We start from the raw sequence: 13,378 nt of genomic DNA on the forward strand, positions 1-13,378 counted from the left end.
CTAGGGCGGCGGGACACCGCTTACCACGTAATCCGCCACAGAACCGGCCCCCGGCGGGGCGCCGGGGGCCGGTTCCGCGCGGGGCGGTCAGTCCTGCGGGATCTCGGGCTTGATGGGGGAGTAGAGCCAGTCGTGGAAGAACGCGCTCAGGTCCTGCCCGGCGATCCGCTGCGCCATGGAGGTGAACTGGGCGGTCCGGGCGTTGCCGTACTTGTGCGTGGCGTACCAGGTGCGCAGCAGGGTGAAGAACGCGTCGTCGCCCATCTTCTCCCGGAGGAACTGCAGCATCATGCCGCCGCCGTTGTAGACGCGGTCGTTGAACATGGTGTCGCGCTGCGGGTCGGCCGTCAGCACCGACCAGAACGGCCGGCCCTCGCGGTCGGGGAACGGGCGCGCGGCGTAGGTGGCGCGGGCCGCGTCGTGGACGCTCCGCCCGCCCTTCAGCTCGGTGTAGTACCAGGCGGCCCAGGTCGCGAAGCTCTCGTTGAGCCAGACGTCCTTCCACTGCGCCGGCGACACCGCGTCGCCGAACCACTGGTGCGCCAGCTCGTGCGCGATCGTCCCGGTGCTGCGCACCGCCGAGTAGACGGGCTTGCTCTGGGTCTCCAGCGAGAACCCGAGCGGCTGCCCCTCGAAGCGGGCGTCGTCGGCGATCGCGCCGGTGCCGCCGAACGGGTAGCGGCCGAACGCCTTCGACCACAGGTCGGTGACCTCGCCGGTGGTGCCGTAGAAGAAGTCGACCGCGTCCGGCTGGTTCTGCAGCAGGACGGGGTCGACGGCCGTGTAGTTGGGCACGCCGCCCGGCGTGCGGCCCTGCTTCACGACCCACTTGCCGATGTCGATCGTGGTGAGGTAGCTCGCCATCGGGCTGTCCTCGCGCCAGCGGAACACCTCGGCCCGGGTCTTGCCGGGGCGCCGGCTGAACGTGGCGGCGGCGCCGCGGTGCCCGGTCAGGCGCCCGTTGGCGACGGCCGTCAGCCCCTCCGGCACCCGGATCGTGTAGTCGTAGGTCGCCTTGTCGCTCGGATGGTCGTTGACCGGGAACCAGGTGCGGGCGCCGTTCGGCTCGCCGCCGACGAACGCGCCGTCGGGGGTGTGCAGGAACCCGTACGGGGAGCCGAACACGATGGGGGAGCCGACGATGGTCTGCGGGACGCCGCCGTACTTGACGACCGTCCGGAACACCGACCCCCGCCGCAGGCCGTGCCGCGGCGTGATGATCAGCTCCTGGCCCTGCCGCCGGTAGTGCGCCCGCTGCCCGCCGACCCAGATCCGCTCCACGTCCATCCCGGACAGGTCCAGGTCGAACCGCGACAGGTTCTGGGTGGCCCGCGCGGTGATCGTGACGGTCCCGTCGAGCTGGTCGTGGTCGGGGTCGTAGCTCAGGTCCAGCGAGTAGTGCCGGACGTCGTAGCCGCCGTTGCCCTCCAGCGGGAAGTAGGGGTCGCCGACTCCGGGGGCGCCGGGGGTGAAGCGCCCGTGGTGGCGGCCGGCGGCGTCCGCGGCGGCCGCGGGGGCCAGCGCGACGACGCTCACGGCGGCGACGGCGATCGGCAGCATCCGGCCGGGGATCGCCCGGGACCGGATGGACCGGGGGTGACGCGCCATCAGGGATCCTCTCCGAGAGTGATCGACTAGCGCGCTCACGATGCGCCGATTATCGGCCGTTGTCGAGGTGCCTTGCCGCATGTGGCCGGATGGGCGGGGCGGCCGGGGGCGGACCGGAGGGGCCCGCGCGGGCCCCTGGACACCGGAAGGCCCCCGCGGGTGTAGGGACGCGGGGGCCTTCGGGGCCTAGGGGGGTGGATCGGGAAGGACGGGCCGGCCGTGCCGGGGGCGCGGCCGGCCCGGGCGGATCAGTGGAACTGGCCCTCTTCCGTGGAGCCCTTCAGCGCCGTGGTGGACGAGTCGGGCGCGATGGCGGTGCTGACCATGTCGAAGTAGCCGGTGCCGGCCTCGCGCTGGTGCTTGACCGCGGTGAAGCCCTTCTCGGCCGCCGCGAACTCGCGCTCCTGCAGCTCGACGTAGGCGGTCATGCCCTCGCGGGCGTAGCCGTGGGCCAGGTCGAACATGCCGTAGTTGAGCGCGTGGAAGCCGGCCAGCGTGATGAACTGGAACTTGAAGCCCATGTGGCCGAGCTCGCGCTGGAACTTGGCGATGGTCGCGTCGTCCAGGTGCGCCTTCCAGTTGAAGGACGGCGAGCAGTTGTAGGCGAGCATCTGGTCGGGGTACTCGGCCTTGACCGCCTCGGCGAACTTGCGGGCCTGCTCCAGGTCCGGGGTGCCGGTCTCCATCCAGATGAGGTCGGAGTACGGCGCGTAGGCCTTGGCGCGGGCGATGCAGGGCTCGATGCCGTTGCGGACCCGGTAGAAGCCCTCGGCGGTGCGCTCGCCGGTGGTGAACTCGCGGTCGCGCTCGTCCACGTCCGTCGTGATCAGGGTCGCGGCCTCGGCGTCGGTCCGCGCGATGATCAGGGACGGCACGCCCGAGATGTCCGCCGCGAGGCGGGCGGTGTTGAGCGTCTTGATGTGCTGCGAGGTCGGGATGAGGACCTTGCCGCCGAGGTGGCCGCACTTCTTCTCGGAGGCCAGCTGGTCCTCCCAGTGCACGCCCGCGGCGCCCGCGGCGATCATGCCCTTCATCAGCTCGAAGGCGTTCAGCACGCCGCCGAAGCCGGCCTCGGCGTCGGCCACGATCGGGGCGAGGAAGTGCGTGTCGCCCTCGCCCTCGGCCCACTGCACCTGGTCGGCGCGCAGCAGCGCGTTGTTGATGCGGCGGACCACGGCCGGGACCGAGTTCGCCGGGTAGATGCTCTGGTCCGGGTAGGTCTGGCCCGCCAGGTTGGCGTCCGCCGCGACCTGCCAGCCGGACAGGTAGATGGCCTTGAGGCCGGCCTTGACCTGCTGGACGGCCTGCAGCCCGGTCAGCGCGCCGAGGGAGTGGACGTAGTCCTCCTCGTGCAGGAGCTTCCAGAGCCGCTCGGCGCCGAGGCGCGCGAGGGTGTGCTCCTCCTGGACCGAACCGCGGATCCGCACGACGTCCTCGGCCGTGTAGGTCCGCTCGACGCCCTTCCAGCGGGGGTCGGTCTCCCACTGTCGCTGCAGCTCCTCGGCTGCGCCCTTGAGGCGACTGTCGCTCATGATGTGCCCTTCCGTGTCGTCCCCTGGGTGCTTGCAACGACTATGCCCCGGTCGCAACCCCTTAATGAACTGGCGAGTAACGAAAGAACTGCGAAATTTCCGCTACGATGAAGCCGTGACGACCTTGCGACAAGAAGAACCCCTCAACTTGACGAGCGACGTAGACCTCGTCACCTTCGGGCAGCGGCTCCGGCACCTGCGGCGCGGCCGCGGGCTGACGCTCGCGGAGCTCGGCGAGCGGGTCGGCCGCGCCCCGTCCCAGCTGTCGCTGCTGGAGAACGGGCGGCGCGAGCCGAAGCTGTCGCTGCTGCAGGCGCTGGCCGCCGCGCTGGAGTGCCCGGTGGAGGAGCTGCTGCGCCGGCAGCCGCCGAGCCGCCGCGCCCAGCTGGAGATCCAGCTGGAGGAGGCCCAGCGCGACCCGCTGTACCGGACGCTCGGGCTGTCGCACCTCAAGGTCGGCAAGCGGATGCCGAACGAGGTGATCGAGCACATCCTCGCGCTGTACGGGGAGCTGCGGCGCAGCCGCACCAAGCCCACCGCGAGCCCCGAGGAGGCGCGCAAGGCCAACGCCGAGCTGCGCCGCCAGATGCACGAGCGCGGCAACCACTTCCCGGAGATCGAGCGGGTCGCCGCGCAGACCCTCGACGCGGTCGGGTACCGGCGCGGCGCCGTCTCGCAGGGCCTGCTGATGACGCTGGTCGGCCACTTCGGCTTCAGCCTCCAGTACGTGCAGGACCTGCCGCGCTCCGTCCGGTCCGTCACCGACCTGCGCAACCGGCGGATCTACCTGGAGCGCGAGCAGCTCGGCATGCACACGCCGCGGACGATCCTGCTGCAGACCCTCGGGCACATCGCGCTCGACCACGACCAGCCGCGCGACTTCGCCGACTTCCTCCGCCAGCGCGTCGAGGCCAACTACTTCGGCGCGGCGATCATGATGCCCGAGCGCAGCGTCGTCCCCTTCCTCCAGGAGGCGAAGGCGGCCCGGGAGCTGTCGGTGGAGGACCTGGCGGACGTCTTCTCCGTCTCCTACGAGATGGCCGCGCACCGCTTCACCAACGTCGCGACCCACCATCTCGGGCTGCAGCTGCACTTCACCAAGAACGACGAGAACGGCACCATCTACAAGGCCTACGCCAACGACGGCCTTGCGTTCCCGCAGGACGAGGACGGCGCGATCGAGGGCCAGCGGATGTGCCGCGAGTGGGCCGGCCGGCACGTGTTCGGCGCCGCGGACCGCTTCTCCGTCTACTACCAGTACACCGACACCCCCAACGGGACGTACTGGTGCCTGTCGCACATCGACCCGAGCCACGAGCGCGACTTCGCGATCACGCTGGGCGTCCGGTTCGAGGACTCGCGCTGGTTCCGCGGCCGGGAGACGACCCGGCGGGTCAAGTCGGCCTGCCCGGACGGCGACTGCTGCCAGCGGCCCCCGAAGGAGCTGTCGGACCGCTGGGAGGGCATGGCCTGGCCGTCGGCGCGCGCGCACTCGCACGTCCTGTCCGTCCTGCCGCCCGGCGCCTTCCCCGGCGTGGACGACGCCGACGTGTACGAGTTCCTCGACAAGCACGCCGCCGAATGACGGGTGTGTTGCGCCCGCGTCAACTCTGCGGGTCGGTTCCTTCCCTCCCGTCCCGCCGGTGAATGATCTGGGAGGATTTGGCGTTCCCTGTTAGTGAGGGGGCGTTCCGTCCGGGACGGCCAGAGGGGAGGGGGAGCGCGTGCTGCCCGAGGTCGCGTCGTGGTTGGCCCGCCGCACCGGCACGGCGGGGGACTGGCCGCCGCGCCTCCTGCTCGACGCCAAGGGCGACACCGCGATCAGCGTCGTGCTGCCCGCGCGCGACGAGGAGGCCACGGTCGGCGCGATCGTCGCGGCCGTCCGGACCGACCTGGTCGAGCGGATCCCGCTGGTGGACGAGATCGTCGTGGTCGACTCCCGCTCCACCGACCGGACCGCCGCCGTCGCCGCGGCGGCGGGCGCCCGGGTGGTCGCGCAGGACGCCGTCCTGCCCGGCCTCGGCCGCATGTCCGGCAAGGGCGAGGCGCTGTGGAAGTCGCTGTACGCCACGTCCGGCGACCTGCTGGTGTTCGTCGACGCCGACCTGCGCGAGTTCACCTCGTCCTACGTCACCGGGCTGCTCGGCCCGCTGCTGACCGATCCGGCGGTCGGCTACGTGAAGGGCTGCTACGACCGCCCGCTGGTGGACGGCGAGCGGCGCGTCGAGGGCGGCGGCGGCCGGGTCACCGAGCTGGTCGCCCGCCCCCTGATCAACATGCACTGGCCGCTGCTCGCCGGCGTCATGCAGCCGCTCGGCGGCGAGTACGCGGGCCGGCGCGCGCTGCTGGAGCGGCTGCCGTTCGTCACCGGCTACGGCGTGGAGCTCGGCCTGCTGCTGGACGTCTACCAGCACGCCGGGCTGGACGCGATCGCGCAGGTCGACCTCGGCCGCCGGGTGCACGCCCACCAGTCCACCGAGGCGCTCGGCGCGATGTCCGGGCAGATCATGCAGGCGGCCTGGTCGCGGCTGGAGCGGCACGGCCGGATGATCCCGCTGGAGGCGCCCTCCACCGCGCTCACCCGCTTCCACCGCGGCGCGGACGGCCACGACGCCCGCACCATCGACGTCGCCGTGGGGGAGCGCCCGCCGATGATCGAGGTGCCCGGCTACGCCGCCGCCCGCTCCTTCTCGCCGGGCACCCGGTAGGCCTGTGACTCCGGCCACGGTGTTACCCGCGGTAACGGCCGGTGGTGCTACCGTTGGTAACAGCGATATTGGAGAAAGGGTCGAATTAACATGACGAGCGCGGAGCAGGCGCCGTTCTCGCTGGAGCCCAGCGAGGACGTTCGCGAGGTCAGGGACTGGGTGCACGAGTTCGCCAGGGACGTCATCCGCCCGGCGGCGCAGGAGTGGGACGAGCGCGAGGAGACGCCCTGGCCGCTGATCCAGGAGGCGTCCAAGGTCGGGATCTACTCCCTCGACTTCTTCGCCACCCAGTGGCTGGAGCCGACGGGCCTCGGCATCCCGGTGGCGTTCGAGGAGCTGTTCTGGGGCGACGCGGGCATCGCGCTGTCGATCGTGGGGACCGGCCTCGCCGCCGCGTCCGTCGCCGCCGTCGGCACCCCCGAGCAGACCGCCGAGTGGGTGCCGCAGATGTTCGGCAGCGCCGACGACGTCAAGCTCGGCGCGTTCTGCGCCTCCGAGCCCGACGCCGGCAGCGACGTCGGCTCGATCCGCACCCGCGCCGTCTTCGACGAGGCCAAGGACGAGTGGGTGCTGAACGGCACCAAGACCTGGGCGACCAACGGCGGCATCGCCGACGTCCACGTCGTCGTGGCGTCGGTGTACCCCGAGTTGGGCAGCCGCGGCCAGGCCAGCTTCATCATCCCGCCGAACACCCCCGGCCTGAAGCAGGGCCAGAAATTCAAGAAGCACGGCATCCGCGCCTCCCACACCGCCGAGGTCATCCTGGACGGCGTGCGCGTCCCCGCGCACCTGATCGTCGGCGGCAAGGAGAAGTTCGACGAGCGCATCGCGCGCACCCGCGAGGGCAAGAGCTCCAAGGGCCAGGCCGCGCTGAAGACGTTCGAGACGACCCGCCCGTCCGTCGGCGCGATGGCGCTCGGCGTCGGCCGCGCCGCCTACGACTACGCCCTGCAGTACGCGCGCGAGCGCGAGCAGTTCGGCCGCAAGATCGGCGACTTCCAGGCCGTCGCCTTCAAGCTCGCCGACATGAAGACCCGCCTGGACGCCGCGCGCCTCATGGTCTGGCGCGCCGCCTGGATGGCGCGCACCGGCAAGGACTTCGCGAACGCCGAGGGCTCGATGGCCAAGCTGATGGCCAGCGAGATGGCGGTCCACGTCACCGAGGAGGCCATCCAGATCCTCGGCGGCAACGGCTACACCCGCGAGTACCCGGTCGAGCGCATGCACCGCGACTCCAAGATCTTCACCATCTTCGAGGGCACCTCGGAGATCCAGCGCCTGGTCATCGGCCGCACCGTCACCGGCCTCCCGGTCCGCTAGTGGCCGGCCCGCGCGCCCGGCGGGCGTCCCGGCCCCGCCGGGACGCCGCCGGGCGGGGGCGCGTTGTCATCCGGTGACACCGGTGTTGTCACCGGGTAACACCCCCGATAGCGTGCCTTCCATGACGACTGCGGCGGGCAAGCCGGGAGCGCGGCGCGACCCCGGCCGCCGCCGCGCCCTGCTGGAGGCCGCAGACCGGGTCATCCAGCGGGAGGGGCCGGAGGCGTCCATGGCCGCGATCGCCGCCGAGGCGGGGATCAGCAAGCCGATCCTCTACCGCCACTTCGGCGACAAGAGCGGCCTCTACCAGGCCCTCGCCGAGCGGCACACGCGCAAGCTGATCGAGGGCATCCGGGACGAGTTCTCCCGCGACGAGCCGGTCCGCGACCGGACCCGCTCCACCATCGACACCTACCTGGCCACCATCTCCAAGAACCTCAACCTGTACCGGTTCCTGATGCACCGGGCGAGCGCCGAGGACACCGCCACGCACAGCGCGATGAGCACAATGATCCGCGACGTGAGCCGGGAGCTGGCCGAGGTGATGATCGCCGAGGGCGAGATGGCGGACCGCACCCGCGCCTACGTGTGGGGCCACGCGATCGTCGGCATGGTGCAGACCGCCGGCGACTGGTGGCTCGACCACGCCGCGGAGGTGCCGCGCGAGGCCGTCGTGGACGGGCTCGTCGACCTGGTCCTCGGCGGGCTGCCCGCCGCCGCGTCCGGCGCCCGCGCGCACGGCGCCCCCATGGACGTGCCCGGCATGGACGCGCCCGGCCTGGACGTGCCCGGCGGCCCGGCCGTCCGCTGAGGAGACGGCCGGGCCGCGGGCCCGCGCGGCTACCGGAGGAGCGTCCAGCCGCCGCGCGGCAGTCCGGGCTCCCCGCCGGTGCCCGGACGCGTCGCCCGGAACAGCTCGCCCCGGTGGGTCACCAGGGCGCCGGGCTCGTAGGAGGCGCCGCTCCGCCAGCCGGGGACGCCGGCCTGCGAGATGCGGCTGGTGCGGCCGTCGGCGCTGCGGGTGCGGGTGAGCGCGTACTCGCCGACCCGCACGGGGCCGGTGTAGGGCCGCCAGCGCACGCCGTCCGTCGAGTACTCGACGGCCATGCCCGGGTCGCGGACGTTCGCCGCGAGCGTCCCGCCTGACACCTTGGCGCCGGGCGGCGGGACGCGGTAGTTGACGCCCGTGCCGTCCAGCCCGACCGGCTGGTAGAAGGACAGGAGCGGGAACGTCTTCTGGCCGAGGGTGTTGGTGAAGACGTTCCAGGCCGCCTCCATCTCGGCCGGGGCGGGGGTGTCGCGGTTCCAGGCCCGCTCGGCGGCGCCGAGGAGCTTGGGGAACGCCTGGTACTCGCGGATCTCCGGCGTCTTGCCGTTCTCACCCCACAGCTGCGCCTCCAGGCCGAGGATGTTCTCGCGGCCTTCGGGCGTCAGCTTCGTCCAGGACGGGTTCGGCGTCACTGGGTTGCCCCAGCGGTCCTCGGTCGCGTTCGCGTACACGTTGAACGGCTGGTAGGCGAACGTCGACTTCTCGTCCACGTAGGCGGCCCAGTAGTAGCCGGGCTCGTCCGGGTCCTTGTTGTAGGCGAGGTCCATGTAGAGGTTGGTCGCGTGGGCGAGGATCACCGGGGTGCCCTCGTTGGCGAACCGGTACGCCCAGTCCTCCCGGCCCCAGCCCCAGACGTTCTGCCACGGCAGCGGGCTGAAGCCCTTGAGGCGGAACGCGCGGGTCGGGTCGGTGATGTCCTCCCACCCGGCGGTGTGCGGCGCGTACTTGTGCGCGATGCCGTTCCAGCGGGTGAAGAACAGCTCCTTGAGCTCCTCACCGGACTTTCCGGCGGTCGCCGGGTCGCTCGCGCACGCCGGCGATCCGGACCACCAGCCCTCGGGCGGGCCGGGCGGCTCGTCGCCGCCGAGGTTGATCCGGTTCAGCGGCACGCCCGCGCTCCGGTACATCTTCGACACCTCGGACACGACCTTGTCCAGGAACGCGTACGTGCTGCTCAGGCACGGGTTGGCGAGGTTGTCGTCGTAGTACTGGACGCTGACGTGCCGGCTCGTGTCGCCCGGGTCGAGCAGCCGGTAGGTGGCGTCGTGCGTCCGCTGGTAGCGGCGCTCCATCGACTGGACGGCGGCGCGGGCGTGCGCCGGGAAGTTCAGCTCGGGGACGACCTCGATGTGCCGCTCGGCCGCGTACCGCAGGATCTCCTCGAAGTCCCGCACGGAGTAGAAGCCGCCGCCCTTGCCGACGAAGTTGGCGGTGCTCTGCTCGTAGCCCTGGTGGGCGGGCCGGACGCCGAGGTTGGCCTCGGTCTCGCCGCGCGCCTTCCCGGTGATCCCGTCGCCGGGGCCGAGGTCGCCGGCCGACCCCATGCCCTGGTGCAGCGCGCCCGTCTCCGCCAGGTCGAACTCCCGCCTGGAGCCGAAGCCGGTCAGCTCGGGCAGCCCCGGGATCTCCAGCCGCCAGCCCTCGTCGTTGGTCAGCCCGAGGTGCAGCCGGTTGAGCTTGGTGAAGCTCATCAGGTCGAGGAACTTCTGGACGGTCGCCTTGGTCTCGAAGTGGCGCCCCACGTCGAGTTGCAGGCCCCGGTAGCCGAACAGCGGCGCGTCGGCGATCCGGGCGCGCGGGACGTCCACGGTGGCCGGTCGGTGGCCGCCCGCCGCCGCCTCGTAGTCGGCCGCGGGGACGAGCTGCCGCAGCGTCTGGATGCCGTACAGCACCCCGGCCCGGTCGGTGCCGACGATCCGGACGCCGTGCCGGGTCGTGGTGAGCGTGTAGCCCTCGGGGTCGGGCGCGCCGTCGTCGTCGACGTCGAGCCGGGGGTCCACGCGCAGCGAGACGGGCGCGCCGCGTCCCCGCGCGACGTCGCGCAGCGCGGAGCGCAGGTAGCCGGCCTCGCCGCGCAGGGAGCGCGGCGCCGAGACGTGCGAGAGGCCGCCGACCGCGACCGTCCCGCCCGACTCCGCCGCCGACAGCGGCTGCGGGACGAGGCTCTGCCGCAGCGTGAGGTCGGTCTTCGGGGAGGTGTTCGCCGCGTAGCGGGTCGCCGCCGTCTCGACCGGCCGGTGGTCGCCGGAGAACGCGGTGGTCTGCTTCGGGTCGGCCGGGTCGAGCAGGTTGCGCGCGGGCACCCACGCGGGCCGGCCGCCGCCGAACCGGATCGTCCATCCGGCGGGCCCGTCGGACTTGTGCACCGCCCACAGCTCGAAATTGATGTCGATCTCGCGCCGCTCGCCGGGCGCGACGGGCGCGAACCCGGCGGCCGGCTCGAGCGTGTAGAAGTCGCCGCTCCGCGCCGCGTCCGCGCGGGCCACGGCGAGGCCCTGGCCGGCGAGCTGCGCGCGGGCGGTGTCGCCCGCCGCGCCGTCGAGCACGGCGGCGGGACGGCGGACGGCGTTGAAGTACATCGCCCAGCCGTCCGCGCCCAACGCGCAGCGGTCGTCGCCGTTGGCGATCGTGAGCCGCGCGAGGTGGTACTGCGCGTCGGCCACGGTGTGGTCGACCGGCTGATAGGTGATCAGGAGGTCGCGCGCCGCCGGGCGGCAGGCCGCCGACGCCGGGCCGGGCGCGGCGGGCGCCGCGAGCGCGGCGGTGAGCGCGGCGGCCGACAGCCCGGCCGCGTATCGATGTCTCGGGTTCATGCTGCGAATACCGTTCTCCACGGGACGGTGGGGGGAACCGGCAGGGGCCGGGTCGGCGCGCCAATGGATAGGAAAGTAACCTAAAAGATTGATGCGCCCCGGCGCCTGATCCGGTCACCGGCGTAGCCGCAGGCCGCGCCGTCCGGCCGCCTCCGGCCAGCGCGTGGAACTTGACGGGCGCGCGACGGCCCGCGACGGCGCCCCGGAGGCGCCGCCGCGGGCCGCGTGCCCGGGGACGGCCGGTCAGGTCGTCCCGGTGAGGTCGAGCTCCTTGACCTTCGGGTCGCCCTCGTCGGCGAAGTAGTCGTGCGCGCGGGTCGCGTCCGCGCCGTCCGCCAGCTTGGCCGCCCGGCACACCAGCGTGCCGACCGCCGCGACCGCGACGTTGACGACGAGCGCCAGCACGCCGGCGTAGATCGTCGTGTTGGTGTCCAGGCCGAGGTCGCTGAGCGGGTAGGCCGAACCGCCGAAGTGCTCCTTGCCCTTCGCCGGGTTCGGGATCTGGTACAGCATCCACAGCCCGGCGAGCATGCCGCCGGCCCAGCCCGCGATCAGCGCGCCGCGGTGGAACCAGCGGGTCATCAGCCCGAGCCCGACCGACGGCAGCGTCTGCAGGATGATCACGCCGCCGATGAGCTGCAGGTCGATGGAGAACTGCGGGTCCAGCGCGAGGATGCACGCCACCGCGCCGGCCTTGACCAGCAGCGAGACCACCTTGCTGACCGTGGCCTCCTGCTTCGGGGTGGCGTCCCGCCGGATGTACTCCTTGTAGATGTTGCGGGTGAACAGGTTCGCCGCGGCGATCGACATGATCGCCGCCGGGACCAGCGCGCCGATGCCGACGGCGGCGAACGCCACCCCGGCGAACCAGTCCGGGAACATGTGGTCGAACAGCACCGGGACGGCGGTGTTGCCGTCCGGCTTGCCGTCGGTGGTGATCGGCTTCACGTCCGCCGCGATCGCCATGTAGCCGAGCAGCGCGATCAGGCCCAGCACGAAGCTGTAGGCGGGCAGCGCGGCCATGTTCCGCTTGATCACGTTGCGGTTCCGGCTCGCCAGCACGCCCGTCACGCTGTGCGGGTAGAGGAACAGCGCCATCGCCGACCCGAGCGCGAGCATCGCGTAGTTCAGCTGGCCGCTGCCGGCGATCGTGATGCCGTCGCCGGGCGCGGGCGTCGCGTCGAACTTGGCCTTCGCCGAGTCGAAGATGTCGCCCCAGCCGCCGAGCTTCGCCGGGATGTACAGCACCGCGACGATGATGACCAGGTAGATCAGCACGTCCTTGACGAACGCGATGAGCGCGGGCGCCCGCAGCCCGGACTGGTAGGTGTAGGCCGCGAGGATCACGAACGCGATGATGAGCGGCCAGTGGCCGTTCACGCCCATGGCCTTCAGCACGGCCTCGATGCCGACGAGCTGCAGCGCGATGTAGGGCATCGTGGCGACGATCCCGGTGACCGCCACCAGCAGCGCCAGCGTCGGCGAGCCGGACCGGGCCCGGACGAAGTCGGCCGGGGTCACGAAGCCGTGCACGTGCGACACCGACCAGAGCCGGATCAGGAACAGGAACACCAGCGGGTAGACGATGATCGTGTACGGGACCGCGAAGAAGCCCGCGGCGCCCGCGCCGAACACCAGGGCGGGGACGGCGACGAAGGTGTAGGCGGTGTAGAGGTCGCCGCCGATCAGGAACCAGGTGATCCAGCTGCCGAAGCTGCGGCCGCCGAGGCCCCACTCGTCCAGGCTGTGCATGCTGTCCGGCCGCCGCCACCGGGCGGCGACGAAGCCCATCCCGCTGACCAGCAGGAAGAGCACGGTGAAGACGACGATCTCGGTGATGTGGTCGCTCGCCATCGGTCAGCCCCGCTTCCTGGTCAGCCGGTAGACGACGACCGTGCAGGCCACGCCGAGCGGGATGAAGGCGAGCTGGATCCAGTAGAAGGCGGGGAAGCCGGCGAGCCGCGGGGAGTCGCTGTTGAACAGGAACGTCAGCAGCGGGACCACGACCGGGACCACCAGCAGCCAGTTCCAGGCGCTGCGGTCCGAGCGGGTCTGCGGTGGCGGGGTCGCCGAGGCCGGTTCCTCGGGGGTGTCGGGAGTCAAGGGGGAGTCCTCCTCGTCGTGCGTCGCGGGAGCGGCCGTCCGGATCGCGGAGGGCCGTCCCGGTGGAGCAGCCGGGCGAGAGTACACATCCGACGATCACGGTGTGATATCGGTCACGGCACGACTTGGATGGATCGTTCCAGTACGCGGGAGGGCAGGTCAGGACATGTCCGACCCGATGTCAGGGGGTGGTCAGACGGTCCGGTCCGACCCGGCCGCCGACAGCGTCTTGATCAGCGGCATGCCGAGCACACCCTCGGAGAAGTCCACCGTCCGCTCCATGTCGCTCCACACCAGCGCCAGGCGGTCGACCCTGCGCAGCTCGAACTCGGTGTTCTTCCTGGTCACGACGCCGCTCTGGAGGTAAGCGAGCCCTTGCGGCCGGGGTCCGTGGTAACCTCGCCGCATGCGAACCGCAGCCGCCCGGTGGTGGTGGCGCCGCTGAGGCGGCGCCGGTTCCTGCAT

10 protein-coding genes are annotated in these 13,378 nt (G+C 72.1%); 4 read left to right on the forward strand and 6 right to left on the reverse strand.

The window, feature by feature from the left end:
• Positions 1-87: 87 nt before the first annotated feature.
• The gene (locus tag HUT06_RS19960) at positions 88-1,608 is read right to left on the reverse strand and encodes a M1 family metallopeptidase (protein ID WP_176197123.1); all 1,521 of its coding nucleotides are present in this window, start codon (positions 1,606-1,608) and stop codon (positions 88-90) included.
• Between the two features lie 248 nt (positions 1,609-1,856).
• Entirely contained in the window at positions 1,857-3,140 is a 1,284-nt protein-coding gene (aceA, locus tag HUT06_RS19965; RefSeq protein ID WP_176197124.1) for an isocitrate lyase, read from the reverse strand.
• 148 nt (positions 3,141-3,288) lie between these two features.
• Between aceA and HUT06_RS19970 the strand changes: the two genes are divergently transcribed.
• From HUT06_RS19970 to HUT06_RS19985, 4 genes are all read left to right on the forward strand, one after another.
• Positions 3,289-4,725, forward strand: a complete 1,437-nt coding sequence (locus HUT06_RS19970) for a helix-turn-helix domain-containing protein (protein WP_176197125.1) — start codon at positions 3,289-3,291, stop codon at positions 4,723-4,725.
• 139 nt (positions 4,726-4,864) lie between these two features.
• Positions 4,865-5,848: a glucosyl-3-phosphoglycerate synthase gene (locus HUT06_RS19975; protein WP_176197126.1), complete on the forward strand. Its 984-nt coding sequence runs from the start codon at positions 4,865-4,867 to the stop codon at positions 5,846-5,848.
• 90 nt (positions 5,849-5,938) lie between these two features.
• The gene (locus HUT06_RS19980) at positions 5,939-7,168 is read left to right on the forward strand and encodes an acyl-CoA dehydrogenase family protein (RefSeq protein WP_176197127.1); all 1,230 of its coding nucleotides are present in this window, start codon (positions 5,939-5,941) and stop codon (positions 7,166-7,168) included.
• Positions 7,169-7,289: 121 nt separating this feature from the next.
• Positions 7,290-7,979, forward strand: a complete 690-nt coding sequence (locus tag HUT06_RS19985; protein ID WP_176197128.1) for a TetR family transcriptional regulator — start codon at positions 7,290-7,292, stop codon at positions 7,977-7,979.
• A 29-nt stretch (positions 7,980-8,008) separates the two neighbouring features.
• Here the strand turns inward: HUT06_RS19985 and HUT06_RS19990 are convergent, their stop codons facing one another.
• The 4 genes from HUT06_RS19990 to HUT06_RS20005 all read right to left on the reverse strand — a co-directional run bounded on the left by HUT06_RS19990 (position 8,009) and on the right by HUT06_RS20005 (position 13,261).
• Positions 8,009-10,810 (reverse strand): family 20 glycosylhydrolase, encoded by a 2,802-nt coding sequence (locus HUT06_RS19990; RefSeq protein ID WP_176197129.1) that lies wholly within the window; start codon positions 10,808-10,810, stop codon positions 8,009-8,011.
• A gap of 243 nt (positions 10,811-11,053) precedes the next feature.
• On the reverse strand, positions 11,054-12,664 hold the full coding sequence (mctP, locus tag HUT06_RS19995; protein ID WP_176197130.1) for a monocarboxylate uptake permease MctP: 1,611 nt from the start codon (positions 12,662-12,664) through the stop codon (positions 11,054-11,056).
• Positions 12,665-12,667: 3 nt separating this feature from the next.
• Positions 12,668-12,913 carry a DUF3311 domain-containing protein gene (locus HUT06_RS20000; RefSeq protein WP_176197131.1) on the reverse strand — a complete coding sequence of 82 codons (246 nt, stop codon included), beginning with the start codon at positions 12,911-12,913 and terminating at the stop codon, positions 12,668-12,670.
• 192 nt (positions 12,914-13,105) lie between these two features.
• Positions 13,106-13,261: a VOC family protein gene (locus tag HUT06_RS20005; protein WP_254715285.1), complete on the reverse strand. Its 156-nt coding sequence runs from the start codon at positions 13,259-13,261 to the stop codon at positions 13,106-13,108.
• Positions 13,262-13,378 lie beyond the last annotated feature (117 nt).

The organism is Actinomadura sp. NAK00032 (assembly GCF_013364275.1).
Lineage (GTDB): Bacteria > Actinomycetota > Actinomycetes > Streptosporangiales > Streptosporangiaceae > Spirillospora.

Coding starts and splice junctions, on each gene's coding strand:
- HUT06_RS19960 (WP_176197123.1), bottom strand. CDS start 1,608: ATGGCGCGTCACCCCCGGTCCATCCGGTCCCGGGCGATCCCCGGCCGG.
- aceA (WP_176197124.1), bottom strand. CDS start 3,140: ATGAGCGACAGTCGCCTCAAGGGCGCAGCCGAGGAGCTGCAGCGACAG.
- HUT06_RS19980 (WP_176197127.1), top strand. CDS start 5,939: ATGACGAGCGCGGAGCAGGCGCCGTTCTCGCTGGAGCCCAGCGAGGAC.
- HUT06_RS19985 (WP_176197128.1), top strand. CDS start 7,290: ATGACGACTGCGGCGGGCAAGCCGGGAGCGCGGCGCGACCCCGGCCGC.
- HUT06_RS19990 (WP_176197129.1), bottom strand. CDS start 10,810: ATGAACCCGAGACATCGATACGCGGCCGGGCTGTCGGCCGCCGCGCTC.
- mctP (WP_176197130.1), bottom strand. CDS start 12,664: ATGGCGAGCGACCACATCACCGAGATCGTCGTCTTCACCGTGCTCTTC.